The organism is Rhizobium sp. 1399 (assembly GCF_031455475.1).
GTDB lineage: Bacteria > Pseudomonadota > Alphaproteobacteria > Rhizobiales > Rhizobiaceae > Rhizobium.
In genome coordinates, this window is the sequence record NZ_JAVDSU010000001.1 from 125,635 (window position 1) to 150,344 (window position 24,710).

The window sequence follows — 24,710 nt, forward strand, 5'->3', positions numbered from 1 at the left end:
CGGAAGGAGATAAGTCATGGCTACGCTTCAGATCGCCGCAAACAGCAATTCGGTCGCGCGCCCCGCCCCAGCGACGGTCCCCGCTGTCAAACCCGCCATGAGCCCGCTTCGCATGTGGACCGCCGTCGTCGGCTCCACACTCGGCGCCTTCATGGCGATCCTCAACATCCAGATCGTCAATGCTTCGCTGGCCGACATTCAGGGCGCCATCGGCGCCGGCACCGACGATGGCGGCTGGATCTCGACCTCGTATCTCATCGCCGAGATCGTCGTCATTCCGCTCAGCGCATGGCTTGCCCGGGTCTTTTCGGTCCGCAACTATCTGCTGGTCAATGCTATCCTGTTCCTCATCTTTTCGGTCGCCTGCGCTTTCGCGGTCAACCTGCAGCAGATGATCATCCTGCGCGCCATCCAGGGCTTTTCCGGCGGCGTGCTGATCCCGATGGCCTTCACCATCATCATCATGCTGCTGCCCAAGCCCAAGCAACCGATCGGCCTGGCACTCTTTGCCCTTTCAGCCACCTTTGCCCCGGCAATCGGCCCGACCATCGGCGGCTACTTCACTGAAAACTGGGGCTGGGAATATATCTTCTATATCAACCTCGTGCCCGGCGCGCTGATGGTCGGCATGCTCTGGGCTTCGCTCGACCGTGCGCCGATGAATCTCGGCCTGCTCGCCAAAGGCGACTGGCCTGGCATCATCACCATGGCGATCGGTCTTGCCGCACTGCAGACCGTGCTGGAAGAAGGCAATAAGGAAGACTGGTTCGGCTCGGATTTCATCGTCCGCCTCACTGTTATCGCCGCCGTCTCGCTGACGCTCTTCCTCATCATTGAGCTGAAAGTCGCCCATCCGCTCTTGAACCTGCGCTTGTTTGCCCGCCGGAACTTCGGCTTCGGCATCCTTGCGAATTTCCTGCTGGGTATCGCGCTCTATGGCTCCGTCTTCGTACTGCCGATCTACCTAACCCGTATCCAGGGCTATAATTCCGAGCAGATCGGCCTGGTGCTTGCCTGGACCGGCATCCCGCAGCTTCTGCTGATCCCGCTGGTGCCGCGCCTGATGAAGCACTTCGATATCCGCCTGCTGATCGTCGTCGGCTTCGTTCTCTTCGCCGCCTCAAACTTCATGAACGTTCATATGACGGGCGACTATGCGAGCGATCAGCTCTTCTGGCCGAATGTCGTGCGTGCCGTCGGTCAGGCACTTGTCTTCACGCCGCTCTCGGCCATCGCCACCGCAGGTATCGAGCCGGAGAATGCCGGTTCGGCTTCCGCCCTCTTCAACATGATGCGCAATCTCGGCGGCGCCGTCGGTATCGCCTCGCTGCAGACCTTCCTGTCGAAGCGCGAGCAGTTCCACTCGAATATCCTGACCAATTCGGTCTCCGTCTTCGAGGAAGCCACCCGCGATCGCGTCGCAAAGCTCACAGGCTATTTCATGAGCCACGGCGTCAGCGACCAGGCCATTGCCACGCACAAGGCGGTCGTCGCCATCGCACTGAAGCTGCGCAAGCAGGCCAATATCATGGCCTTCAGCGACACTTTCTTCCTGCTCGGCGTCGCCCTCGTCATCGCTCTGCTCGCCTCCCTGCTTCTGAAAAAAACCGGCCAGGTCTCCGGCGGCGGCGCTCACTGAGCGCACCGTCCCAGCGAAGGAGAACACTCGTGAATAACCTGCTCGACATCGACTACGCCGTTGAAACCAGGGCACCCGCCAACAGCCTCAACACGACTGCGGTGCTCGGCCTCATCGAATGGCTGACCGGCGACGAATGTCATGCTCTCGACGAGGTCGGCCTCGTCTCCGGCCTCGGGCGCCGCCTTCGGGCGCTCGGTGTTCCAGTCGACCGGCTGACGCTGCATCTGATGACGCTGCACCCGGAATATATCGGCCGCACTATCGCCTGGGCGCCGGGCGAACCGGTGGAAATCCATGACCGCGAGCATGGCACACGGCTCGCCATTGCCAATACGCCACTGCAAAAGGTTTTCGAAAGCCGTGAACTGCTCGTCGTCGGCCCGGGCCAGAGCCCGCACGGCCGCTGGCAGCATATCGACGTCTTCGCCGGGCGTGGCCTCGTGCAGCTGATGATCGCGCCGCTTTGCAATGCCGACGGCCCGGTCAGCGCCGCGATCTTCGGCACCAAGCGGCCGGGCGGCTTCACCACCCCTGAAATGCAGGTGATCGAGCGTATCGTGCCGGCGCTGCGCAATACCAGCGAACTCCGCATTCTGCGCCAAGTCGAACTCAGCCTGCTCGACACCTATATCGGGCCGCTGACGGCAAGCCGCATCCTTTCCGGCCGCATCCGCCAGGGCGAAATCGAATCCATGCAGGCAGCCCTGCTGCTCTGCGACCTGCGCGGCTTTACCGAACTCTCCAACCGCTTGCCGGGCGAAACCGTGCTCGGATTGCTGAACGCTTATTTCGACCACGTCATTCCGGCGATCACGCGAGAAGGCGGCGAAGTGCTGAAATTCATGGGTGACGCGGTGCTCGCCTTCTTCCCCGGCTATGATGCGACCCGAACCTGCAATGCAGCGCTTTCGGCTGCCCGGGCGATCCTCGAAGCGCTGGATGGTTTCAACTACAACGGCATCGGCGCCAAGGCCGGCATCGCGCTGCATCACGGCGAGGTCAGCTACGGCAATATCGGCTCCGGCCGGCGACTGGATTTCACGCTGATCGGCGGGGATGTGAATCTCGTCAGCCGTATTCAGGGCGTGTGCAGCGAGCTTGGGGAGGCCCTGCTGATGTCTCAGGACTTTTTCAATGAGGTGGGCCCTGAGGATGCCGTGTCAGCGGGAAGCCACAGATTAAAGGGCTTCACGGATGGCGTAGAGCTTTATGCGGTGAGACGCTAGGCAGCGGCGCACTACTCCTCATTCCCCCCGCGCCCATAAGCCCAGTTCATGTAGAGTTCCAGCGCCTTGCGGGTAATCGGACCTTCCTGGAAATTGCGGCCGTCGAGCCTGTTGACGCCGACGACCTTCGAATAGTTGCCCGACGTGAAAATCTCGTCGGCACCCATGAAATCCTCGACAGAAAGTGTCGTCTCGCGCACGTCGAAGCCGGCTTTGCGCAGCAAGCCGATGACGCGCAGCCGCGTGATGCCGGCGAGGAAGGTACGGTTGGCAATCGGGGTGAAGACGACGCCGTCCTTGACCATGAAGACGTTCGAGGAAGCTGTTTCGACCACATTACCGTTCATATCGCGCATCAGCGCATTGTCGAAGCCGCGGCCTCTCGCTTCGGCAATCGCCCGGCCGCTGTTCGGATAGAGCGCGCCTGCCTTGGCATCGGTCATTGCGGTTTCCGGCGTGGGGCGGCGGTAGGGCGAGACGGTCAGCGAAGAGCCGCCATGGCCGCCCATCGCGGCTTCGAACAGGCAGAGCGCGAAGCGAGTGGATTCGCCATCAACGGCCACGACACTGCCCGGCGAACCATGCTCGCCCCAATACATCGGCTTGATGTAGATCGGCGTCTTGCCGTCGAATTTCTTCACGCCTTCCCAGGCGAGCGCCTCGATCTCTTCAGCAGTCTTCACCGGCTTCAGGCCCATGGCGACAGCAGATCGGTTGATACGCTGGCAATGCAGGTCGAGATCGGGCGCAATGCCATCGAACCAGCGGGCGCCATCAAAGACGGTGGAGCCCAGCCACATGGCATGGGAGGTCGGCCCGATCAGCGGCGGGTTGCCGGCAATCCACTCTCCGTCGACATAGGTCCAGGTGGTCGTGCGGGGTGACGTATCGACGGGCATTTGCGGCTCTCCTCATGAAGTCGGCAAAGCAAAATCCTCCCTGTCGGGGGCGGTCAAGCGCAAATTGACGGTTGAAACATCGAAGCAATAAAATGCCCGATAGTGCGCTAGGATTGAAATATTGATGCGTGTGTCATGGTTCTAAAACGATGGGTCCATAAAGGAAAATGATGGAAAGGCGACTGGATGAAAACCCTCGCCGCATGCCATCATGGATGAAGACACGCATATCCCGCCCAGGAGAAGACAGATGAAAGCCATGTATTACGAAGCTTTCGAACAGGCGCCTGATATCCGCACCGTGCCGGACCCGACGCCGACGGAAGACGGTGTGGTCATCAAAGTCGGCGCAACCGGGCTTTGCCGCAGCGACTGGCACGGCTGGATGGGCCATGATCCGGATATCCGCTTGCCACATGTGCCGGGCCACGAGCTTGCCGGCAAGATCGTCGCGACCGGCAGAGGTGTCGTGCGCTTCAAGGTCGGCGACCGTGTGACCGTACCTTTCGTTTCCGGCTGCGGCCATTGCAGTGAATGCCATTCGGGCAATCAGCAGGTTTGCCCCAACCAGTTCCAGCCGGGCTTCACCCATTGGGGTTCCTTCGCGGAATATGTCGGCATCGACTATGCCGATACCAATCTGGTGCATCTGCCCGAGAGCGTGGATGACGCCACGGCAGCGAGCCTCGGTTGCCGCTTCGCCACCTCCTTCCGCGCGGTTGCCGACCAGGCACGTACCGGCCCGGGCGAATGGATTGCCATACATGGCTGCGGCGGCGTCGGGCTTTCGGCGATCATGATCGCGACTGCGCTGGGGGCGAACGCAATTGCCGTCGATATATCCGAGGAGAAGCTTGCCTTTGCACGCGAATGCGGAGCGGTCGCGACGATCAATGCCTCCGCGGTCGCCGATGTGGCTGAAGCGGTGCGTGAAATCACCAAGGGTGGCGCGCATGTCTCCATCGACGCACTCGGCCACCCCGTCACCTGCTTCAATTCGATCAAGAACCTGCGCCGGCGCGGCCGGCATGTACAGGTAGGGCTCATGCTCGGCGAGCATTCCACGCCGCAGATCCCGATGGCGCAGGTGATCGGCCATGAGCTGGAAATCTACGGCAGCCACGGCATGCAGGCTTGGCGCTACGATGCCATGCTCTCGATGCTCGCCGCCGGCAAGATCGCGCCGCAGAAACTGATCGGCCGGCGCATCAGCCTTGCGGAGGCAGTGCCGGCACTGATGACGCTCGACAAGGCCGAAGGCACGGGCATCAGCGTGATTACGCAATTCTAGCAACGTGGGATGGTAGTCCGCGCTGGGGCGGACTACCGAAACAAGACTGCGATCCCACTTATAGAATAACGAAGCCAGTTTCGGCCGGCGGCGATAGGGGATTTCATGAGCGAGACACAACGCAAGCTGACGACGATCTTTGCAGCCGACGTGCAGGATTATACGCGCTTGATGGGCGCGGATGAGGAAGGCACGCTCGCCATGCTCAAGCATTATCGCGATGCCATGTCCCGCCTCATCGCCTCGCATGGCGGACGCGTGGTCAATACCTGGGGCGACGGATTGCTGGCCGATTTCCCGAGCGTTGTCGAAGCGGTCCGGGCGGCGATCGACGTGCAGAACGAGCTTGCGGGCAAGAATGCGGCGCGGCCCACGGATGGGCGCATGCTCTTTCGCATCGGCATCAATCTCGGCGACGTCATCCTCGAAGGCGAGGATATCTACGGCGACGGCGTCAATATCGCTGCCCGCCTGCAGGCATCCGCGCCGGCCGGCGGGATCGTGATCTCGAACACGGTCTATGACCAGGTGCGAAACAAGGTGGCTGTCGGGTTCGACTTTCTGGGGGCATTGGAGATGAAGAACGTTGCCGAGGCCGTGCCGAGCTATGCCGTGCGCATCGGCGATATCAGCGCGGAACCGCGAAAGCCGGCAGCCGCTCCCGAACGGCCCGTCGAAATGCCAGCACCAAGACCGGCCCCGGCGCTGCGCCCGCGCGGCAGGCTGCGTAAGCTCGGCGGCATTCTCGCTCTTATCGGCGCAGTGCTCATCTTCATCAACATTGTCACTTGGGAAGGCGAATTCTGGGCCGTCTGGCCGATGCTTGGCTTCGCCTTCGTGACGGCAATGATATGGGTGCGGAGGCAGGACCGGTTCGATCAGCGCGTCGCCGCGTTTGCCGTCATCGGGGTCGGCATCGTCGCTATCAACATGCTGACATGGCACGGGACATTCTGGGCAATATGGCCTCTGCTGGGGCTTTCGGTCGCCGCCGGCATTCGCTGGGCGATGCGCGACTGAGACTTAGGCGTCCTGCGACAACCGAAGGGCGGCACCCTCGATCATCATCCTGAGGCCGGCCTCGAAGAAGGCCTCGAAGAAGGCCTCGTGGCCGCAATTGCGATAATGCGTGATAGCCCGACGCGTCAGCGGGAAATCAGCGGCTGCGGCATCGAGCTTTTCCCGCTCCGGCGGCGGTTCGGCCTGCCCCTCGATGACACAGCCGACGGTGTAGCGGGCGATGGCGACAAGTAGTTCCATGGCGAATTCCGCTTCCATGCCTGCTCCGACAAGGACGGCGATATGGGCTTCGACATTGGGAAGATCCTGCGGACTGGTTTCCGTGCCGGCATGGACGCGACCCCCATCGCGATAGCTCAAGAGCGTGCGACGGAAATCACGGGCGTTTTCGAACATGAAGTCCCGCCAATTCTCAGGGACGACCGGCCAGTCGTGGGTATGGCCGCGCGCCATGATCTCCTCGGCCATGGCTTCTATAAGCGCCCACTTGCTCTTGAAATGCCAATAAAGGGCGGCGGGATGATCATCTCACCGCCCTTTTCGATTGCCTGACGCTGTTATTGAGCGAGGCCGAGCGAGGCCAGGTATTCGGCCGAAGCGATAATCTTCGACTTGTCCTTGATCTCGATGATCAGGCGCGGATTGCTTTCGACCTTAGCAAGTGCTGCGAAAACCGCACGCCAGTTGACGGTGCCTTCGCCAAGCGCCCAGTGGCGGTCGGCATAACCATCGGCATCCTGCAGATGAATGTGACCGAGGCGGTTGCCGGCGGCATGGACGTAATAATCGACCGGCGGAGCGCCGGTATAGCCATGGGCGTAATGCGCATGGCCGGTATCGATGGAGACGGAGACGGCCGGCGAGTTGAAGCTCTCCGCCAAGGCTACACGGATATGCGGATCCTTGTCTTCGATATTCTCGATGACGAGGGTGCAGCCGATTTCCTCGGCGCGCTTCACCGCTTCGCGCATCGTCTGGTGGCAGTATTCGACGATCTTTTCGCGTTCGCCCTCGTTATTGTCGAGGTTGTTATAGCTCCAGGTCGTGTAGGGGCTATGGACGACCATGTGCGTGCCGCCAATCGCAGCGCAAACATCGAGGCCCTGCAGCATGCGGCGGGAGACGACGGCGCGGATATCCGGATCCTGCGAGGCGATGATGAAGCCCCAGAACGGGCCATGGATGCCGACACGGCCCTTGTAACCGTCGAGCAGCTTCTTGACGTGATCGGCGCGCGGCGTCCAGTCGCCGTTCAGCACCTCGGCGTTGACGAAGCTCTGCAGCTCGAGATCGCGGGACTTTTCGAAGAGCCAGTCGCGATGGGTTTCGAGTTCGTCGATCGTCATGGCTGCGCCGACGACGGGAAGAGAAGACATGGGGTTGCTCCGCTGATGGTATGGCCTGATTGGCGGGGAAGGATCGGCGCGTTCTATGCGCCTCTTCTGTGTCGCCGATATTACAGAAACGGCGGTTGCCAACCTGTCGCACTTGCGAAGCGGAAAAGCCATACCGATATGATCGTCGTCGGTTTCAGGGCCCGAGAGCGCGCAAAAGCCACCTCCGCTCGCCCTTCCCTGATTTTACGACGGTTGCCAAAACGGCCGCAAAGGTCTATCGGACCGCCCCGCAAGAGCAAGAAAGAGACATCATGTCCAACTCATTTGTGAAAACAGATGCCCGGACGGAGGCAAAAAGCTTCTTCGTGCTGGGCGACAAGGTCGAGCGACGGGCTCGCCTCACAGGCAACTGGCTCAACATCTTCGACGTGACCGTTGAGCCCGGCGGCAAGACGCCGCGCCACGCCCATGCAAGCCCGGAAGTCTTCCGGATCATCGAGGGCACGCTGACGATCTGGCGACTGACCGATACCGGGCCGGAAGAGATCGAGGCGAGCGAAGGCGACATCGTCAGCATCGCGCCTTTCATGGTGCACGGCTATTCCAACAATGGAACCGTCCCCGCGGTCTTTTCTGCCATCGTCGATCGCGACATGGCCGAATTCATCGAGACCGAGGGTGTAACCGAACAGCCGCAAGGCAGCCCGTCACCGGAAACGGTGGCGCGTATGCGGGCAGCGGCAAATGCCCATGGAATCACGATCCTGGCGGCGTAAGCGCCGTCAGTTTCTCCTGATGCCGCGCAACGGCCAGCGAAGAGATCGTCATCGCCCAGTGACCGGACTGCGACGCCAACAAATGTTTCATCGAATTCTTCTACTTCGACGGCAATACATGGAAGCCCTTCAGCAAGACTGCGATCGGCGACATAGAAGTCTGTTACAAGCCGATAGAAGAAAACCTTCGCTGAATCGTGTCGAGGACCAGATACTTTCAAGCGTTGGCGCTGCGATCCTGGCTGCCTGAACCGGTCGGCCCGTATCGACAGAGTTCGCATCCGCCGCGTCGAGGACGTGGCCTGACTTCAGGAGAAAGACGATGGCATGGTCAGCCAGCCAGTATGTGAAATTCGAGGATGAACGCACCCGCCCGGCGCGCGACCTGCTGGCGCAGGTGCCCCTGACGGAGCTGCGCCACGCGGTCGATCTCGGCTGCGGGCCGGGCAATTCGACCGAGCTGATCATCGACCGCTATGGCGCGCAAAATGTGTCTGGTCTCGACAGAGACCTGAACATGCTGGAGGCGGCCCGCAAGCGCCTGCCGGGCACGGCTTTCGTAGAGGCCAACCTTTCGACCTGGCAGCCCTCCGAGCCGGCGGACCTGCTCTTTGCCAATGCCGTGTTCCAATGGCTGCCCAACCATCTCGACATCTTCGACAGGCTGATGGACGGGCTGGCGTCGGGTGGCGTGCTCGCCGTGCAGATGCCCGACAATCTCGGCGAGCCGAGCCATCTGATGATGGAGGAAACGGCTCATGCCGGCCCGTGGAAGACGGCTTTCGAGAAGAAGAGCGTGCGCCGCAATGTGCTTCCGCCACCCTCGACCTATTACAGCCGGCTGATCGGCAAATCCTCCCGCGTCGACATCTGGCACACGATCTACAATCATCCGATGGACAATGCCGCGGCGATCGTCGAATGGGTCAAGGGAACGGGCCTTCGCCCCTATCTCGACCATGCCGGCGAAGAGCATCGCGAGGCGTTTCTGGCCGACTATCTCGAACGTATCGACAGGGTCTATCCGAAGGCGGCCGACGGCAAGGTGCTGCTCAAGTTCCCGCGCTTGTTCATGGTGGCGGTGAAGGCCTGACCGGAAATTCTGATTTCCATGACGCCGGCAGCAGTCCGCTTGATCGCTGCCGGCGAAACTTTGTCAGCCATCCGCAAGCCACACGCAAAGTTTGAAGTGTAGCGGTTCGCCCTGGGATTTCTCAATCCAGACGTGCTTTCGCGACGCCGCCAGCGTCGATCGCTATCCTTTAAACGCCTTTGCGCCACCAGTGCGAGGCCCGACAAAGAGATTTTCAGATGGTTTCTTCCGTTTCCACCATGAGGCTTATGACGGCGCAGATAGCGTTGCAGACGATCAAGGGCGGCTCCTCGGAGAGCAGCTCCAGCAGCACGACCGATCACGACTATTCCAGCCTTCCCTCGCAGACGCGCTCGGCGCTATCGGTCATGCTCGACAAGATCAATGCCGGCAAGGCAGAATCGACGGACGCGTCCGGCAACACCACCGCCAGCACCGATATCACCACCGCCTCCTTCATGGCGCTGCTGCGCCAGAACATGACGGCTGCGGCAGACGCCAAGGGCGCCGGCAGCCAGGAAGCTGCCATGCTTGCCGCTTTCAAGAAGGGCCAGCTGACGGTTACCGATCCGACCAAGGGCGTTTCGATCAAGGCCTGGGACGTGACCGACCCCAAGGAAGCCGATGTCGACCAAAAGAAGGGCACGGCGATCAAGACGGACGACTGGAACGACTTCCTGCGCGACCATCTGCAGCGCGATTCGCACGGGCGCCTGGTCAGAAGCGAAAACGGCAGCTTCATCGAAAAGGGCACCGGCAACGAAGTCTATTTCGGCCAGGTCGGCACGCAGAATTACTACATCACCTGGCCGGTGAAGACCGACACGAAGCCGGCGAACGGCACAGGTGACAAGCCCGCAACCGACAAGCCTGCGAGTGATGCCGGCGCATCGAAGCCGGCCACCGATACGACAACGGACAAGTCCGCCTCCAAGGCGTAAGTTATCCATCATCTTAAAACGGCCATTGCGGAAAGACCTTCAGCAATGGCCATATCGTTTCAGGCGCCGACAAGCTCGATCAGCGACAGTATCGCAGTCGCGAGAATGACGAGGCCAAAGCAGATGTTGAGCGCCCGCTCGCTCGATGGCTCCAGCTTCACCTTGCCCAAAACAACGCCCAGCCACAGCCAGAAAATATCGACCACGATCATGATGAGGACGCAGAGCGCCCATTTGGCCTGCATGTCCAGCGCGCCATCCTGCGAAAGCCGGTAAGCGGCAAAAAGCGAGGCGAAGGCGATATAGGCCTTGGGATTGGTGAGGCCTAGCACGACACCGCCGGCGATGGTTGGCGAGGCTTGCCGCCGTGCGGCGGAGAGATCTGCACCGACTGGCGCCGATGCGATCTTCCAGGACAGCCAGACGAGGTAGACGGTGGCAGCGACTGTCATCACCATCATCGCCAGCGGGATTGCCTCGATCAACGACAGAAGGCCGGCTGCCGCCGCGGCGGCTGCAATTGCCAGGCCGATCTGCAGCCCGACATAAAAACGCAGGCCGGTCGCCATACCATGGAGGCGGCCGATTGCCAGGAGCGCAGCGATGGCGGGACCGGGCGAACCGAGAAGGGCAAGAGCCGCCATGAGGAAGAAGCCGGCGCTGACAAGATCGATCATGGATCACCCAATGACATAACGATATCTTTATGTCTTTATATATTTCTAGCACTGTGTCAAACGCTTGTTATTCTTGGGCTGCAAGGTGCTTGCGGCAGAACCGGAGCGCTTTATATTCGGCCGGGAGAATTAAGCTGGAGATGACACGCATGGACGCTCACCCCACCCCGCCCGTCACTCTCGTCATCTTCGGCGCCACCGGCGATCTGACACGGCGATTGCTGGTTCCGGCCATCATCAATCTCACCCGCAGCCATCTCGTCGGCGGGGACCTGAACATCCTCGGCGTCGGCATCGAGCCTGGTGACGATGAATTCCTGCGCCAGCGGCTGGACGCTTTCCTCACCCATCTCGATGGCGAGGAAGTAACTGGCAAGGACGAGGTCTGGGAGAGCCTGCGGTCACGGATCTCCTATCTGCAGGGCGATTTCACCAAGGATGATATCTTCCTCGAAATCGGCAAGCGCCTTGGCACGACCTGCAATGCAGCCTTCTATCTCGCCGTGCCGCCAAGCTTCTTCGGGCCGATCGTCGAGAAACTTGCGGATCTCGGACTGATGGACGAAAGCGGCGGTTGCTTCCGTCGTGTTGCGATCGAGAAGCCCTTCGGCACCGATCTCGCCTCGGCCCGCGCCTTGAATGCACGCATCCTCGCCCGCGTGGAGGAAAGCCAAGTCTACCGGCTCGACCATTTCCTCGGCAAGGAAACAGTGCAGAACCTGATGACAGCGCGCTTCGCCAACATGATGATCGAGTCGCTGTGGAACAATCGCTATATCGACCACGTACAGATCACCGCCTCGGAGATCGTCGATGTCGGTATGCGCGGGAAGTTCTACGACGCGACCGGCGCGTTGCGCGACATGATCCCCAACCATCTCTTCCAGCTTCTGGCAATGATTGCCATGGAGCCGCCGAACAGTTTCGACGCCGAGGCGATCCGTAACGAGAAGAGCAAGGTGCTGAAGGCTCTGCGCATTTACACGCCGGAGGAAGCCAAGGCGAATGGCGTGCGCGGGGCCTATACCGCCGGCCCGCTCAACGGTACCGACTTGCCCGCTTATCGCGATACGAAGGATATTTCGCCCGCCAGCAAGACCGAGACCTATGTGGCGCTGAAGCTCTACGCCGATACCTGGCGCTGGGCCGGCGTTCCCTTCTATCTGCGCACCGGCAAGGCGATGACGGCACGCGATACGGAAATCGTCATTACCTTCCAGCCAGTTCCTTTCGCGCAGTTCCGCGAAACCGAGGTCAACCGCCGTCTGCCGCCGAACAGGCTCGTCATCCAAGTGCAGCCCGATGAGGGCATGAGCATGGAGATTTCCATCAAGTCGCCGGGACAATCCGTGGACACCGTGCCAGTTTCGCTGGATTTCCGCTATGCCGACAAATTCGATATCGGCAAGACGACTGGCTATGAATCCCTACTCTACGACCTCTTCATCGGCGACCAGACGCTATTTCAGCGCGCCGACGGCATCGAGGCCGGCTGGGCGGCGGTGCAGCCCTTCCTGGACGAATGGGCGAAAGATCAGAGCGTGCCGGACCCTTACGCACCCGGCAGCATGGGACCGGCCTGCGCCGACGAGCTTATCCAGCGAGACGGGCGTGAGTGGCATGAGCTTGGCGTGATCCTGCACAAGAACGGCAAATAGCCGTTCCTGCACTGGAATTTAACTTACCGTCGGCGGCAGGCGGTAGCCAGCGTGCCGTCACGCTCGGCCGTGCGATAGGCGCTCGTGCCGGGCCGCGGGCAAGCCGTCCGGTCGGACGGAATGACGACGGTGATATTGTCGCTCTCGACCGGATCGAGCGGAATCGAAAAAGCATTACTTGATTCCGCGTCCGGCACCGTGCCGGGCGGCATGCCGCCGAAGCGTCCGGAATAGTCCATATCACCGAGGGCCTGGGAGAAGGCCGGAGCGGCGAACCCGAGGAGAATGATCGAGGCTGCTGCAATGACCGTACGCATGACCATATTCCTTCTTATCTGGCCGATATGAAACGGGATTTGGGTATCCATCGTTCCAGCCGATCCGGCCGTCGGTGAAAAAATCCGGCACCTCTTAATCTAGGAAAGGTCAGTGCGAATTTCCATCCGACGGATGGATTGATCGGCCCCTAAAGCGTGTCGCGATCTTTCAGATTCGCTTGCCACGCTTTAGGCTCTTGTTTTCGCATGTCGTCACAGCAAAACCGCTGCACACTTTTGCGCGACATGCTTAAAAGGCGATCGATGCGTTCACGAAGAATGTGCGCGGCTGGCCCACGAACTTGCCGCCATTATTGTCCGTCGAGCGGGTGAAAAACTCCTTGTCGAACAGGTTCTTCACGCCGAAGGCAAATTGCGGGGCATTCTTCTTGTTTTCCGGCTGATAGGCGACGCGCAGGTTGACGGTGCCGTAGCCCGGAATATCACCGAGGCGGCCCGTCGCATCCTCTTCCGTCACATAGGTCGCGCCGGCATCGGCAGATCCCGGCGAATGCTGCTTTGACTGGGCCTGCAGGTCGGCATTGAAGATCCAGTCGTTGTAGCGGTAGCGCGCCCCAAGTGAGGCGACCTGACGCGAATAGAACGGCAGGTCGCGGCCTTCGAAGGCGCCGGCTTCATAGGTCGCCTCGGTGTAGGTGTAGCTTGCCGACAGCGACAGGCCGTCGAGTGCGGGCACGACATCGCCGATATCGTAGTTGATGGCGGATTCGATGCCGCGGTGGCGGGTGGCGCCGAGATCGGTCCAGATGCCCTCGCCGACGATGGTGCGGCCGAGATAAAGCTCCTTGTCGAAATCGATATTGAAGGCAGTCAGCTCAGCGTTCCAGTTATCGCCCTCATAATGCAGGCCGATTTCGTAGGTCGTCGCCTTCTCGGGATGCAGGCCATCCGTGGTGGATGCGAGTTGGCTGTATTGCTGCGGGCCGAAGGAGACGCCGACATTGCCGAACACGGTCAGCTCATTGCTGAGCCGGTAGGAAGCCGACAATGTCGGCAGGGCCTCGTTCGCCTCGACCGAGGGAGAGAGCGTGCTGGTGACCGCACCGCTGGTGCCGAAATTCACGACATCGTTGTGCGTGCTGATCATCTCGTAGCGAATGCCCGGTGTGATGGTCCAGTCGCCGATCTCGATCTTGTCGTCGATGTAGAAAGCATGGGCAATCGTGCCGCCATCGCTCGCCTGGTAGGTGGGCGAGCTACGCGTGGTCGGATCGATGCCCGAGGCTCTGCTGTAGAAAGCCGTGCGGGACGCGACTTCCGAGCTTTCTTCCCAGAGATACCGATAGCCGACGGTCACCTCCTGGATAATGCCGCCGAGCTCGATCAGGCGGGAATAGCGCGGCTCGATGCCGAAATAGCTGTAGCTGCGCGGAGCAGACGTCAGGCGATAGAGACCGGCGCTGGCGCCTGTGCCCTGCTGCTCCACATGGCTGCCGCGGAAGGAATCCACGTAGTAGGTCAGCACTTCGAAATTGTTGTCGCCATCGTCATGCTGGTAGCGCAGCGAGATATCATTGCGGCGACCGCTGAAATCGTCGTAGCGGCGTGTCGACTGGTAGGGATCGGCCTCATATTCGGCGCTCGTCAGGCCGCCGGGCATCTTGCCCTCGCCCTCATAGTGATGGAACTGGATGCCGAGCTTGTCCGTATCCGAAAACTCGTAAGCGCCCTTGGCAATGATATCGTCGATATCGGTGCGGTCGTCGGCGTCACGATAGCCTTCGCCGTGGATTCCGGAATAGAGGATGGCCGCACCAAGGCCGTCGACATTGGTACCGCCGATCAGGAAATTCGGCGTCGCCTTGACGTGGCCGTTGTTGCCGGCGATCTCCGCGCCCGAGGAGAAGCGAGCGGTGAAATCCTCCGGGATCGGACGGGTGACGAAGTTGATAATGCCGCCGACATTCTGCGGTCCGTAGCGTACGGAGCCGGCGCCGCGCACGACGTCGATCGTTTCGACATTTCCGAGCGTCAGCGGAAAGAGCGAAAGCTGCGGCTGGCCATAGGGCGCGTAAGCCAGCGGGATGCCGTCCATCAATACGGTGGAGCGTGGCGACAGGCGTGAGGTCAGGCCGCGCACGCCGAGATTCAGCGACACATCGCTGCCGCCGGTACCATTGGCTTCCTGCACCTGGACGCCGGGGATCTGGTTCAACGCATCGCGGATATCCTGCGCGCCGCGTTCTTCGAACTGTTCGCGATCGAGGATCGTGCGGGCGCCGGGATGTTTCAGCACCTTCTCCTCGTTCGGCTCTTCCAGCCAATTGCCGGTGATCTTGATCGTTTCGAGCTGAGTGACGGGGCCGTTGGCTGCTTCCTGTGCGAGTGCCGATGTGGCGGATGCCAGAAGGGCGACGGTGAGAGCGAGCTGCTTTCCTTGGAGTTTGGGGGCAATCATGGGAGTTTTCCGTAGGCGTTCGAGAAATTCGGGCAACAGCGGACCTTGCCGGAAATGCCTGGGCATTCCGGTGCAAGAGACTGTTTTTGTTGAATGATTATCTGGTTATGTCAGCCATTACGCCGGTATCGGCATCTGGGCACGGTCTTATGGGAGAAGGGACGGACTTCAGCCGTCTTGCTGCGATGAAACAGGCGCGTCATGCAATAACCCCGACAGTCAACGCCGCTGCTGCACGGCATCATGTCGCGGTTACTACAATATTGTAGTTTGCATTTCAATAAACATAACTTAATTTCTCATGTTTATTTTCATGCGGATGAAATTGCAAAGATATTGCCGTGGAGGTCAGTCGTTGCGCAGCGCCTGGTCGCGCAGGTCGGCGAGACGCTTCTTGGCATCCGTCGCCTGCTGCTGGTTACGGACCGCAACGCCATAGGCAAGCAGATCGGCCACAACGATGGCGCCGATGCTCCAGCTTGCCAGCTTCGAGGGCGAACCGATACAGGTCAAAATGGCCGAGACCTTGTCGGCATAATTGGCGCGCAGCTGCACGCCGCAAACCAGAATGACCTTGCAACCAATATCCCGGAGCTGCCGAACAACGAGCTTGAATTCGGCGGTCTCGCGCACGGCATGGAACATGACGATGACGTCGGCGGGACGCAGATCGATCAGCTCATTGGCAAGCGTAAAACCCGAGGCGCCGGAACAGCGGGTGCGCACGCCGGCACGGCTGAGCGCAATTGAACAATGGCGCGCCTCGACCTCGGCTGTGCCCATGCCGATGCACCAGACGGTATCGGCCTCTTCGACGAGCGAGATGGCGGCGGCGAGCATCGCGCCATCCATCTGCTCCTCGGTGGAGGTCAGCACCTCACGGGCGGTCGCAAACATCTGCGTCGCAACCTTTTCCAGATCATCGCCGGTGGCGCGGAAACGCTGTTCCAGACGCTCGCTGGTGGAAATGGTGCGCGCCATGACGCGGCCCGATACCCGCTTCAGCTCCGGCAGGCCGGAAAAGCCGAGGCGCTTGGCCGTCCGGATAACGGTCGCATCGCTGGTGCCGGTTTCGGCAGCGATCTCCTCGGCGCTGCGGAAAATCAGCACGTCGATCGGCATCTTCACTAGATGCTCCGCCACGGCGAGTTCAGACCGGCTGAGCTTTGTCCTGTGCTCTTCGAAATGCTCTCTGAGCACCGATGACGATCGATCGCTTCCGTTCATCCGCCCTTCCCTAGATGATATTCAGAAGGCCGAATAACCGACTTTGGGGCATAGCGAAACAAGAAACCGATCAGGCGTTTTTCAGCCCGCAATACTCAGGCTCAGACTCCCGCCCATGAACGGCCGGTCGCCCTCGCCTTTCTGGCCATGGCCGATGCTCCAGCGCGACGGCCAGACAAGGCGTTGAAGCCCCGTCGAGGCGATCGCTTCGAAGGAGGACCAGGCCTTGCTGCCTTCCGTGCGCCAGAGCACGCCCCCCGGCCCCATGCCGGCATGCAGCAGGATATGGAGATCGAATTCCTCGCCCGGCGGCAGGTCCGGACCGAAGAAATAATAGGGGCTGCGCCCGGGATCGCGGCCGAGGATGAACGTCAGTTGCTGCTGCCTGCCGCGCAGGCCAAGCCATAGGGGCGCCAGCGCTTCATCGCCGAACGCCGAGAAGATCGTCTGCTGGGACGTGCAGGCGTCCGAGGCCATCCGGCCGCGCAGGTGGAATTCAACGATCCGGTCCGCACCCATCGGCCCTGTCCAGAGAGCGTTGCTGATGCCATGGGCAAGGTCGTGCCATTGATCCTCGCGTGCAAGAACGGGCGGCCATTGCAGGCGCTCGCGCGCAATGCCCTCCGTATCGAGAACCTGATAGCGCAGGCCGTCCTCATCGAGGGCCGCCTGAATGCCGTGGAGATATTCGACGCCCTCCGGCATTCTGTGCGCAGTGCCAGCGCCAGCCGTGCATATCTGCAGCACACCGCGATGGGCCTGCACGTCGAAAGCCAGGATATGGCTGCAGCAATAGGCGAAAACACCAGACGCCACGAGAATATCCCAGAAGCGATCGGCATATTCGCGGCCGATCTCGCGCTGATAGGCGCCCGCATAACCATTGACCGGAAAGACCGGATGGTGGCCGAGCACCAACTTGTAGCGGGCGTCGGCATGGGCCTTCAGCGTCGCCTCCAGCCACTCGGTCTCGACATGGCCTTCGCCGCCGAGACCTGTCCAGAGCGTATGGACGAAGACCATGAGCAGATCGCCCCGGCGCACCCAATAGGCCAGCCCCTCCTGCCCCGCCGGCCCGTTTGCCGGAAGGCCAAGCGTGTCGCGGAACACCGCCTCGCTCATCTCGTCATAGGTCGTGTGATTGCCGGTCGTGTGCCACATTGGAATGTTCGTTCGGTCGAGCCAGGCCATCTCGACATCGAACCAGTGCCGCCACTGGGCGCGCAGCGATGCTTCATCCGCCGTCAGGCCGATGATCTCATCGCCCGGAAAGAGGATGAACTGCGGCTGGGGCTCAAGCCGGCGCAGGACAGCATTCACGGATGCGAAGGTACGCTCATGCAGGGCGCCGGCAACGCCCGAGCAGGAATCGCCATAGAGCACGAATTGATGGCCGCCTGACTTGGGCAGCAATGCTTTGATCGGGGACTTATCGGGCATGGAACACACACAAAGAAAAGAGAAAATGCTTAAAAAACAAAGCCCCCGGACGATGCCGGGGGCTTAAGGAAATGATTGGTCGCCTTAGACGAACTGGCTGAGGCCGGGCACAGAGGCGACGACCTGATCGACCACCCCTTCGCCGGCATGTTCCTTGGCGATAGCGATGGTTTCCTTGGCGAGCGAGGTGATTTCGCTCATGCCGAGGCCTTCGCTCATCAGCTGCTGGCCGAGGCCCATGATGCCACCACCACCGAGTGCACTCATGAGGCCGCCGAGCAGACCGCCGCCGCTGCTGGATCCTTCTCCGTTGAACTGGGCGACGAGTTCGGTGGCGCCGGGGATCTTTTCGATCATCTCGGCGACCGGGCCGTCGGCTGCTTCGCGCTGCAGGAAGCCGAGCATCATGCCGAGCGCCTTTTCAGCCAAATCAGGCGCAATGCCCACACGATTGGCGATTTCAGTCACAATCTCATTCATCGTCTGCCTCCTGTTTTGACGTTAACGTCAACGTAATCGAATCGAGGCGGCAACTCAAGCGGCGCTTTGTGAGGCGCCTCTTTCCTGCTTTCCCTTTTAACGCAGACAGTTGTCCGTCTCCCGTCGCCTGCTTATAACAGAGAAACGATATTTGCATGACTGTGCGGAAAGAGCATCCCGCATATTCGAGAATTGAGCGGCGGCATCGACCGAGGGAGACATTCTACATGCTCGAGGACGGCAAGATTTTCATCGGCGCAAGCCGCAATCCTGACGACAGCATCAACAAGGGCGAATATCTCGACCTCAAATTCGGCAACCGCCATGGACTCGTGACCGGCGCGACCGGTACCGGCAAGACGGTGACGCTGCAGGTACTGGCCGAGGGCTTTGCGAGAGCCGGCGTGCCCGTTTTCGCCGCCGACATCAAGGGCGACCTCTCGGGCATCGCCGCCAAGGGCGAAGCAAAAGACTTCCTCACCAAGCGCGCCGAACAGATCGGCTTTACCGATTACGAATTCGAGCAATTCCCGGTCATCTTCTGGGATCTCTTCGGTGAGAAGGGCCACCGGGTGCGCACGACCATCGCCGAGATGGGACCGCTGCTGCTGGCACGGCTGATGGATGCTTCCGAGCCGCAGGAAGGCGTCATCAACATCGCCTTCAAGATCGCCGACAAGGCCGGCCTGCCACTGCTCGACCTCAAGGATTTTACCTCGCTGCTCAACTATATGGGCGAAAACGCCACCGAGCTTTCCAGCCAGTTCGGCCTCATCTCCAAGGCCTCGGTCGGCTCCATCCAGCGCGCGCTACTGGTGCTGGAACAGCAGGGCGCGGAACATTTCTTCGGCGAGCCGGCACTGAAGATTACCGACATCATGCGAACGTCGAACAATGGCTACGGGCAGATTTCCGTGCTTGCCGCCGACAAACTGATGATGAACCCGCGCCTTTACGCCACCTTCCTGCTGTGGCTACTCTCCGAGCTCTTCGAGGAACTGCCCGAAGTCGGCGATCCCGACAAGCCGAAGCTCGTCTTCTTCTTCGATGAGGCGCATCTGCTCTTCAACGATGCGCCGAAGGTGTTGACCGAGCGCGTGGAACAAGTGGTGCGCCTCATCCGCTCCAAGGGCGTCGGCGTCTATTTCGTGACGCAGAACCCGCTCGACGTGCCGGAAACGGTACTCGCCCAGCTCGGTAACCGCCTGCAGCATGCGCTGCGCGCCTATTCGCCGCGCGAGCAGAAGGCGGTGAAGACCGCCGCTGATACGTTCCGCCCCAACCCGGCCTTCGATTGCGCCACCGTCATCACCAATCTCGGCACCGGTGAGGCGCTGGTTTCGACACTGGAAGCCAAGGGTGCACCCTCGATCGTCGAACGAACGCTGATCCGCCCGCCATCCGGCCGCGTCGGACCGGTGAGCGACGTCGAGCGCCAGCAAATCATGGACCGCAGCCCGGTTCTCGGCGTCTATGACGAGGACGTAGACCGCGAATCCGCTTTCGAGATGCTGGCGGCGCGCGCCAAGAAGGCTGCCGATTCCGACGCTGCCAAGCGGGCGCAGGAAGAGGCGCCGGCGCCACAGGAGGGCAGCACCACGTCAGGCTGGACCCTACCTGGCTTTGGCGGCAGTGACGACGACAAGGCCCAGCCTCGCGGCCGCTCCGGTTATCAACGCGAAACGGTGGTGGAAGCGGCGATGAAGAGCGTGGCGCGCACGGTGGCGACGCAGGTCGGCCGGGCGCTGGTACGCGGCATATTGGGAAGCTTGAAGCGGTAAGTCTAAGCGGAGCGCGATCTTTCAGATTCGCGCCACGTTGACCTTTGTTTTTACGCGTGTCGTTATCGCAAAACCGCTTCACACTCTTGCGCGACATGCTTTAGTCACCGCTTACGGACAAATTCCGTACGCAGGACGAGACCTTTGATCGTATCGTGACGGCAGTCGATCTCTTCGGGATTGTCCGTCAGACGGATCGAGCGGATGACCGTGCCCTGTTTCAGGGTCTGGTTGGCGCCCTTTACCTTCAGGTCCTTGATAAGCGTGACGGAATCGCCGTCCTTCAACACGTTTCCGGAGGCGTCGCGAACCTCGGACGCAGCCTGTGCGGCTGCAGCCATCTCGGAGGCAGGGCGCCATTCGCCTGTCGCCTCGTCATAAACATATTCGTCGTCACCACCTGCCATCACTTCGCCCTCGATCAGGAATTTCCTCAGTCCATCGACGGCCGCTTATAACGATCACACGACGCTGTGCAACTATAGTGGCAAACAGGCAGGCAGGCGAAATGTGTCCGACCACGATCAGGGCGTTCCAGCCTTTGCGATAACCGCTGACCTGCGCGCCATCCTCCCTGTGGTCAGACCGCAGATCGACCAGCTTCGGTGCGTCGGCGGCGCATCAGGAAGAGTGCCAAGGCCGAAAGGCAGATCGAGATTTCCAGCAGGAATGTCCAGTGAAGCAGGAAGCTCATGATCCAGCTGGCATGGGTTGCGGGGACTCGAACCAGCTCGAATTCATGAAAGGAAAAAGGTGCCAACCAGAAGAGCGGTGATGCGATCGTGTCCATGACCATATGCAGCATGGCGGCGGCGAAGAAGACGCAACCTGCAGCGAGCCAGGCCGAACGAAACCATTTGAGGAGCGGCAGGATCAGGATCGCCGAGACCAGCCAGAAGAGCGGCCAATGCGTGACATAGGCATGGTGATGAACCCGGCCGCCGGAGGCGTAGAAATAGATCATGTCAAAATCCGGCATGACGCTGCCGATCAGCGCTGCCGCCATGACCGCAATGGACGAAGCCCTGCGTCGCGCGGCAGTTCCGAGAATATAGCCTGCCGGCAGATGAGCGATGAGCATGCCGTGCCTCCCTGTGACATCCGACATCGCTAAGAAGCGATTGTGTCGGGATCAAAGCGGCCGCGACATGAAGACTTCGGTGTGGCTGATTTCAGCTGGCACGGTGTGAAAAGGCGGGCAATGGGTAAAGCCGAAGGCTTCGTAGAGGGAAAGCGCGCTCTTCAGATAGGCGGCGGTATTGACGAGCATAGTGGGGCGACCGCTCTTTTTTGCTTCCTCGAACACCCGCCGCATCAGCACATTACCGATGCCCCGACCGCGAAAGGCGGGATCCACGTAGAGTTTATGGATCTCCATCGCAGCAGTCTCAAATGGTGCGAGCGCGATGCAGCCTGCCGGTGCTCCCTCCCATCTGGCCAGGAACATCATCGCTTCGTCGGAGCTATATTTCCGGGCAAGGCTTTCATGATTTTCGCTGTGGAAGAGCGTCATGACGATCTCGGCGGGGATACCATGGTCACGCCCGAGTTCCACATCCAGGGCGCCGAGTGCTTCGCAGAAGCCGGCGGCGATGACGAAATCCTCTGTGCTGCCTGCCCTTGCGATGGAAATCATCCCGCGTCCCCCGATCCCGGATGATGCAGGCCTTTCATACCATCTGAGCGTGTTTACTGCCATCATGATCCCTTGTTTCCAACCGCGAGCAATGGTATTTCCCTCTTGCAACCGAGAAAGAAGGAGGGCTGCGCGTGAATATGTATTTCCGGCATCATCGCCAGCGTGGCCCAGTCAACGCCCTGCAGATGCGTTTGCAGGGCTGACCAGAGACCGTTTCTCGCAAATCTCTTCCTGGTCTGCCCCTAGTGGCACTGCTGCACCTGAATGCCCGTCGTTCAAGCTGCAAGCATTTCATAATCCGCCAAGCATAACGCGCTTTTCCGTTGATGGCTGGAAGCCCCGGATATGCGCGATCGCTTGGCAAGACCAGGATACGATCATGACCCTCATCAATATCCGCAATCTCGGCATCGTGCTCTCCGCGCCGCTGTTTTCGAAGCTCAATCTCGTCGTCAATGCCGGCGACCGGATCGGCCTTGTGGCGGCGAACGGCCGCGGCAAATCCACCCTGCTCAACCTCATGACGGGCACGCTGGAACCGACCGAAGGCGAGATCACCAGGGCGCGTGGGCTCACCATCGGCCATGTGGAGCAGAATGTGCCGCCGGCACTTCTCGACGCCAGTTTCCGTGACGCCGTGCTTCTCGCGCTTCCTCCTGACCAGGCTGACGGCGAAAGCTGGCGTGCAGATGTCGTGCTGGAATCGCTCGAAGTGCCCGAGGAGTTGCGCGAGCGGCCGCTCCGCCAGCTCAGCGGCGGCTGGCAGCGGCTGGCACTGATTGCCCGCACCTCAGTGAACGAGCCCGACGTGCTGCTGCTCGATGAACCGACCAACCATCTCGACCTTGAAAAGATCACGCAGGTGGAAAACTGGCTGAACGCACTGCCGCGCGATACGCCCGTGATCATCTCCAGCCACGACCGCGCCTTCCTCGATGCGACGACCAACCGAACGCTCTTCCTGCGGCCGGAGCAATCGCCTGTCTTCTCCCTGCCCTACAGTCGGGCGAGAGCGGCACTCGACGAGGCGGATGCCTCCGATGCGCGGCGCTACGAGAAGGATATGAAGACGGTCGAACAGTTGCGCAAGCAGGCGGCAAAACTCAACAATATCGGCATCAATTCCGGCAGCGACCTGCTGGTGGTCAAGACGAAGCAGTTGAAGCACCGCGCCGAAAAGCTGGAGGAAACCGCAAAGCCCGCTCATCTGGAGCGTTCGGCAGGCGCGATCCGTCTCGCCAACCGCGGCACGCATGCCAAGGTTCTGGTGACGCTCGAGGATGCCGAGGTCACGACGCCTGACGGCACGCTGCTCTTCCGCACGGGAAAGCAGTTCATCTGCCAGGGCGACCGCATCGTGCTGCTCGGCCTCAACGGCGCCGGCAAATCGCGGCTCGTCTCCATGTTGCGCGCGGCAATCGCCGAGCCGGAAACGGCAAAGGCCGGCATCAAGGCCACGCCCTCGCTGGTGCTCGGCTATGGCGACCAACTGCTTGCCGATCTCAGCGATGCCGACACACCGCTGCAAACGATCATCCGCCGCTTCGATGTCGGCGACCAGCGGGCACGCTCGCTGCTTGCCGGCGCCGGCATGACGATCGAGATGCAGGGCAAGCCGGTGAAGCTGCTCTCCGGCGGCCAGAAGGCGCGGCTCGGCATGCTGGTGCTGCGGCTGACACAGCCGAATTTCTACCTGCTCGACGAACCCACCAACCATCTCGACATCGAGGGGCAGGAGGCGTTGGAAAGCGAGCTGATGGCGCATGAGGCAAGCTGCCTGCTCGTCTCCCACGACCGCAGCTTCGTGCGCGCCGTCGGCAACCGCTTCTGGCTGATCGAGCGCAAGAAACTGTTGGAGGTGGAGAGCCCGGAAGGGTTCTTTGCAAGTGTGGGAGGGGCTGGATAGAGCCTCCCCGAAGATGAGGGAGCGCGGGCGCGTGCTCCCTCCCTATTGACGACGACTACCGTTTACCCGCCGACAGGCAGAAATAGGCGCCTTGCGGATCCACCGCCTGACAGACCCAACCGCCGGGGACCTCCATCGGGCCGTTGACGACCTTGCCGCCGCCGGCGTTGACGCGCTCGATGGTGGCGTCAAGCGTCGGCACGGTGAAATAATAGGACCAGAAGGCCATGCCGACTTCCGGCGGGCGGGTCATCATGCCACCGGTCTGTTTTCCGTGCTCGGCGAAGATGTGGTAGACGCCCATCGGCCCCATGTCGAAGTCCTGATCCTTCGTCCAGCCGAAGAGTTTGGAATAGAAGTCGAAGGCCTTGGCGCCATCATTGGCGTAGAGTTCGCGCCAGCCGACATGGCCGGGCGTGTCGAAGGGCAGTTCCGGTGGCGGATTTTCCATCGGCAGTGGCGTCATGATGCAGAGCACCGCTCCATCAGGATCGGCTACCACAGCAAAGCGGCCTATGCCTGGAATATCCGCCGGCTGACGGCGGACGGTACCGCCGTTTGCCGAGAAGTCGCGTGCTGACTGATCGACATTGTCGACGGCGACATAACCGGTCCAGTTCGGCGGAATGCCCTGCCCTTCCAGCTCTGCGGGAAAGGGCATCATGCCGGCGACCCTGACGCCGTTTGCCTCGAAAATGGTGTATTCCGGCTGGTCTGCCGCCGGCATTTTGCTCGACGTCCAGCCGACGACCGAGCCGTAGAATTTCGCCGCCGCATCGGGATCCGGCGTCATCAATTCGCACCATATGAACTTGCCATGCGTATTGGACATCGTGTTCTCCTCGGTCCACGCTTGAGTTCTATCTCTTTGTTTTCACGCAATTCCGAACGCAAAACCGCTCTCGCACTTTTGCTGGAATTGCTCTTGATGTGCCCCGGCG

23 protein-coding genes are annotated in these 24,710 nt (G+C 60.9%); 10 read left to right on the forward strand and 13 right to left on the reverse strand.

All coding sequences use genetic code 11. The annotated features are described in order from the left end of the window. Window positions 1-16 precede the first annotated feature (16 nt). Window positions 17-1,639, forward strand: a complete 1,623-nt coding sequence (locus tag J2X71_RS00700) for an MDR family MFS transporter (RefSeq protein WP_310378055.1) — start codon at window positions 17-19, stop codon at window positions 1,637-1,639. A gap of 47 nt (window positions 1,640-1,686) precedes the next feature. Further along, the gene (locus J2X71_RS00705; RefSeq protein ID WP_405049683.1) at window positions 1,687-2,868 is read left to right on the forward strand and encodes an adenylate/guanylate cyclase domain-containing protein; all 1,182 of its coding nucleotides are present in this window, start codon (window positions 1,687-1,689) and stop codon (window positions 2,866-2,868) included. A gap of 11 nt (window positions 2,869-2,879) precedes the next feature. On the opposite strand, the gene J2X71_RS00710 is transcribed toward J2X71_RS00705, so the two are convergent. Continuing rightward, entirely contained in the window at window positions 2,880-3,767 is an 888-nt protein-coding gene (locus tag J2X71_RS00710; RefSeq protein WP_310378058.1) for a branched-chain amino acid aminotransferase, read from the reverse strand. A gap of 250 nt (window positions 3,768-4,017) precedes the next feature. On the opposite strand from J2X71_RS00710, the gene J2X71_RS00715 reads away from it, so the two are divergent. Together J2X71_RS00715 and J2X71_RS00720 are read left to right on the forward strand one after the other, a co-directional pair. Beyond that, window positions 4,018-5,058, forward strand: a complete 1,041-nt coding sequence (locus J2X71_RS00715) for a zinc-dependent alcohol dehydrogenase family protein (protein ID WP_310378059.1) — start codon at window positions 4,018-4,020, stop codon at window positions 5,056-5,058. Between the two features lie 105 nt (window positions 5,059-5,163). Beyond that, window positions 5,164-6,078, forward strand: coding sequence for an adenylate/guanylate cyclase domain-containing protein (locus J2X71_RS00720; protein WP_310378060.1), 915 nt, complete (start codon window positions 5,164-5,166; stop codon window positions 6,076-6,078). Between the two features lie 3 nt (window positions 6,079-6,081). Here J2X71_RS00720 and J2X71_RS00725 read toward each other — a convergent pair whose 3' ends face one another. Next, complete coding sequence (locus tag J2X71_RS00725) at window positions 6,082-6,546, reverse strand: TetR/AcrR family transcriptional regulator C-terminal domain-containing protein (protein ID WP_310378062.1); 465 nt, start codon at window positions 6,544-6,546, stop codon at window positions 6,082-6,084. Window positions 6,547-6,635: 89 nt separating this feature from the next. Further along, window positions 6,636-7,454: a sugar phosphate isomerase/epimerase family protein gene (locus J2X71_RS00730; protein ID WP_310378064.1), complete on the reverse strand. Its 819-nt coding sequence runs from the start codon at window positions 7,452-7,454 to the stop codon at window positions 6,636-6,638. Window positions 7,455-7,726: 272 nt separating this feature from the next. Here J2X71_RS00730 and J2X71_RS00735 point away from each other — a divergent pair, with 272 nt between their 5' ends. The 3 genes from J2X71_RS00735 to J2X71_RS00745 all read left to right on the forward strand — a co-directional run bounded on the left by J2X71_RS00735 (window position 7,727) and on the right by J2X71_RS00745 (window position 10,225). Continuing rightward, window positions 7,727-8,191 (forward strand): cupin domain-containing protein, encoded by a 465-nt coding sequence (locus J2X71_RS00735; protein WP_310378066.1) that lies wholly within the window; start codon window positions 7,727-7,729, stop codon window positions 8,189-8,191. Window positions 8,192-8,513: 322 nt separating this feature from the next. Further along, on the forward strand, window positions 8,514-9,284 hold the full coding sequence (gene tam, locus J2X71_RS00740) for a trans-aconitate 2-methyltransferase (RefSeq protein WP_310378067.1): 771 nt from the start codon (window positions 8,514-8,516) through the stop codon (window positions 9,282-9,284). Window positions 9,285-9,502: 218 nt separating this feature from the next. Beyond that, complete coding sequence (locus J2X71_RS00745; protein ID WP_310378068.1) at window positions 9,503-10,225, forward strand: hypothetical protein; 723 nt, start codon at window positions 9,503-9,505, stop codon at window positions 10,223-10,225. A gap of 59 nt (window positions 10,226-10,284) precedes the next feature. On the opposite strand, the gene J2X71_RS00750 is transcribed toward J2X71_RS00745, so the two are convergent. Next, window positions 10,285-10,902, reverse strand: a complete 618-nt coding sequence (locus tag J2X71_RS00750; RefSeq protein ID WP_310378070.1) for a LysE family transporter — start codon at window positions 10,900-10,902, stop codon at window positions 10,285-10,287. 149 nt (window positions 10,903-11,051) lie between these two features. Between J2X71_RS00750 and zwf the strand changes: the two genes are divergently transcribed. Further along, entirely contained in the window at window positions 11,052-12,560 is a 1,509-nt protein-coding gene (zwf, locus tag J2X71_RS00755; protein ID WP_113323234.1) for a glucose-6-phosphate dehydrogenase, read from the forward strand. Window positions 12,561-12,583: 23 nt separating this feature from the next. Here zwf and J2X71_RS00760 read toward each other — a convergent pair whose 3' ends face one another. From J2X71_RS00760 to J2X71_RS00780, 5 genes are all read right to left on the reverse strand, one after another. After that, complete coding sequence (locus J2X71_RS00760; protein ID WP_113323186.1) at window positions 12,584-12,877, reverse strand: hypothetical protein; 294 nt, start codon at window positions 12,875-12,877, stop codon at window positions 12,584-12,586. A 250-nt stretch (window positions 12,878-13,127) separates the two neighbouring features. After that, the gene (locus J2X71_RS00765; RefSeq protein ID WP_310378074.1) at window positions 13,128-15,296 is read right to left on the reverse strand and encodes a TonB-dependent siderophore receptor; all 2,169 of its coding nucleotides are present in this window, start codon (window positions 15,294-15,296) and stop codon (window positions 13,128-13,130) included. Window positions 15,297-15,644: 348 nt separating this feature from the next. Then, a complete protein-coding gene (locus tag J2X71_RS00770; protein WP_310378076.1) occupies window positions 15,645-16,523 on the reverse strand; it encodes a MurR/RpiR family transcriptional regulator in 879 nt (292 codons plus the stop codon). An 81-nt stretch (window positions 16,524-16,604) separates the two neighbouring features. Further along, the gene (locus J2X71_RS00775) at window positions 16,605-17,963 is read right to left on the reverse strand and encodes a metallophosphoesterase (protein ID WP_310378078.1); all 1,359 of its coding nucleotides are present in this window, start codon (window positions 17,961-17,963) and stop codon (window positions 16,605-16,607) included. Between the two features lie 84 nt (window positions 17,964-18,047). Further along, a complete protein-coding gene (locus tag J2X71_RS00780) occupies window positions 18,048-18,443 on the reverse strand; it encodes a hypothetical protein (protein WP_310378079.1) in 396 nt (131 codons plus the stop codon). 227 nt (window positions 18,444-18,670) lie between these two features. Between J2X71_RS00780 and J2X71_RS00785 the strand changes: the two genes are divergently transcribed. Then, window positions 18,671-20,224 carry a DUF853 domain-containing protein gene (locus J2X71_RS00785; RefSeq protein WP_310378081.1) on the forward strand — a complete coding sequence of 518 codons (1,554 nt, stop codon included), beginning with the start codon at window positions 18,671-18,673 and terminating at the stop codon, window positions 20,222-20,224. Between the two features lie 104 nt (window positions 20,225-20,328). On the opposite strand, the gene J2X71_RS00790 is transcribed toward J2X71_RS00785, so the two are convergent. The 3 genes from J2X71_RS00790 to J2X71_RS00800 all read right to left on the reverse strand — a co-directional run bounded on the left by J2X71_RS00790 (window position 20,329) and on the right by J2X71_RS00800 (window position 21,860). Further along, complete coding sequence (locus J2X71_RS00790) at window positions 20,329-20,631, reverse strand: alkylphosphonate utilization protein (protein ID WP_183735631.1); 303 nt, start codon at window positions 20,629-20,631, stop codon at window positions 20,329-20,331. Between the two features lie 173 nt (window positions 20,632-20,804). Then, window positions 20,805-21,305: a metal-dependent hydrolase gene (locus J2X71_RS00795; protein WP_310378086.1), complete on the reverse strand. Its 501-nt coding sequence runs from the start codon at window positions 21,303-21,305 to the stop codon at window positions 20,805-20,807. Between the two features lie 51 nt (window positions 21,306-21,356). After that, window positions 21,357-21,860 carry a GNAT family N-acetyltransferase gene (locus J2X71_RS00800; RefSeq protein ID WP_310378089.1) on the reverse strand — a complete coding sequence of 168 codons (504 nt, stop codon included), beginning with the start codon at window positions 21,858-21,860 and terminating at the stop codon, window positions 21,357-21,359. 382 nt (window positions 21,861-22,242) lie between these two features. Here J2X71_RS00800 and J2X71_RS00805 point away from each other — a divergent pair, with 382 nt between their 5' ends. After that, window positions 22,243-23,769, forward strand: coding sequence for an ABC-F family ATP-binding cassette domain-containing protein (locus J2X71_RS00805; protein ID WP_310378091.1), 1,527 nt, complete (start codon window positions 22,243-22,245; stop codon window positions 23,767-23,769). A gap of 55 nt (window positions 23,770-23,824) precedes the next feature. Here the strand turns inward: J2X71_RS00805 and J2X71_RS00810 are convergent, their stop codons facing one another. Continuing rightward, entirely contained in the window at window positions 23,825-24,601 is a 777-nt protein-coding gene (locus J2X71_RS00810; protein WP_310378092.1) for a VOC family protein, read from the reverse strand. Between the last annotated feature and the right edge of the window lie 109 nt (window positions 24,602-24,710).

Bases quoted from the DNA above. Each gene is read 5' to 3' on its own strand.
- J2X71_RS00700 (WP_310378055.1), top strand. From the start codon at position 17: ATGGCTACGCTTCAGATCGCCGCAAACAGCAATTCGGTCGCGCGCCCC.
- J2X71_RS00710 (WP_310378058.1), bottom strand. From the start codon at position 3,767: ATGCCCGTCGATACGTCACCCCGCACGACCACCTGGACCTATGTCGAC.
- J2X71_RS00715 (WP_310378059.1), top strand. From the start codon at position 4,018: ATGAAAGCCATGTATTACGAAGCTTTCGAACAGGCGCCTGATATCCGC.
- J2X71_RS00720 (WP_310378060.1), top strand. From the start codon at position 5,164: ATGAGCGAGACACAACGCAAGCTGACGACGATCTTTGCAGCCGACGTG.
- J2X71_RS00725 (WP_310378062.1), bottom strand. From the start codon at position 6,546: ATGGCCGAGGAGATCATGGCGCGCGGCCATACCCACGACTGGCCGGTC.
- J2X71_RS00730 (WP_310378064.1), bottom strand. From the start codon at position 7,454: ATGTCTTCTCTTCCCGTCGTCGGCGCAGCCATGACGATCGACGAACTC.
- J2X71_RS00735 (WP_310378066.1), top strand. From the start codon at position 7,727: ATGTCCAACTCATTTGTGAAAACAGATGCCCGGACGGAGGCAAAAAGC.
- tam (WP_310378067.1), top strand. From the start codon at position 8,514: ATGGCATGGTCAGCCAGCCAGTATGTGAAATTCGAGGATGAACGCACC.
- J2X71_RS00745 (WP_310378068.1), top strand. From the start codon at position 9,503: ATGGTTTCTTCCGTTTCCACCATGAGGCTTATGACGGCGCAGATAGCG.
- J2X71_RS00750 (WP_310378070.1), bottom strand. From the start codon at position 10,902: ATGATCGATCTTGTCAGCGCCGGCTTCTTCCTCATGGCGGCTCTTGCC.
- zwf (WP_113323234.1), top strand. From the start codon at position 11,052: ATGGACGCTCACCCCACCCCGCCCGTCACTCTCGTCATCTTCGGCGCC.
- J2X71_RS00760 (WP_113323186.1), bottom strand. From the start codon at position 12,877: ATGCGTACGGTCATTGCAGCAGCCTCGATCATTCTCCTCGGGTTCGCC.
- J2X71_RS00765 (WP_310378074.1), bottom strand. From the start codon at position 15,296: ATGATTGCCCCCAAACTCCAAGGAAAGCAGCTCGCTCTCACCGTCGCC.
- J2X71_RS00770 (WP_310378076.1), bottom strand. From the start codon at position 16,523: ATGAACGGAAGCGATCGATCGTCATCGGTGCTCAGAGAGCATTTCGAA.
- J2X71_RS00775 (WP_310378078.1), bottom strand. From the start codon at position 17,963: ATGCCCGATAAGTCCCCGATCAAAGCATTGCTGCCCAAGTCAGGCGGC.
- J2X71_RS00780 (WP_310378079.1), bottom strand. From the start codon at position 18,443: ATGAATGAGATTGTGACTGAAATCGCCAATCGTGTGGGCATTGCGCCT.
- J2X71_RS00785 (WP_310378081.1), top strand. From the start codon at position 18,671: ATGCTCGAGGACGGCAAGATTTTCATCGGCGCAAGCCGCAATCCTGAC.
- J2X71_RS00790 (WP_183735631.1), bottom strand. From the start codon at position 20,631: ATGGCAGGTGGTGACGACGAATATGTTTATGACGAGGCGACAGGCGAA.
- J2X71_RS00795 (WP_310378086.1), bottom strand. From the start codon at position 21,305: ATGCTCATCGCTCATCTGCCGGCAGGCTATATTCTCGGAACTGCCGCG.
- J2X71_RS00800 (WP_310378089.1), bottom strand. From the start codon at position 21,860: ATGATTTCCATCGCAAGGGCAGGCAGCACAGAGGATTTCGTCATCGCC.
- J2X71_RS00805 (WP_310378091.1), top strand. From the start codon at position 22,243: ATGACCCTCATCAATATCCGCAATCTCGGCATCGTGCTCTCCGCGCCG.
- J2X71_RS00810 (WP_310378092.1), bottom strand. From the start codon at position 24,601: ATGTCCAATACGCATGGCAAGTTCATATGGTGCGAATTGATGACGCCG.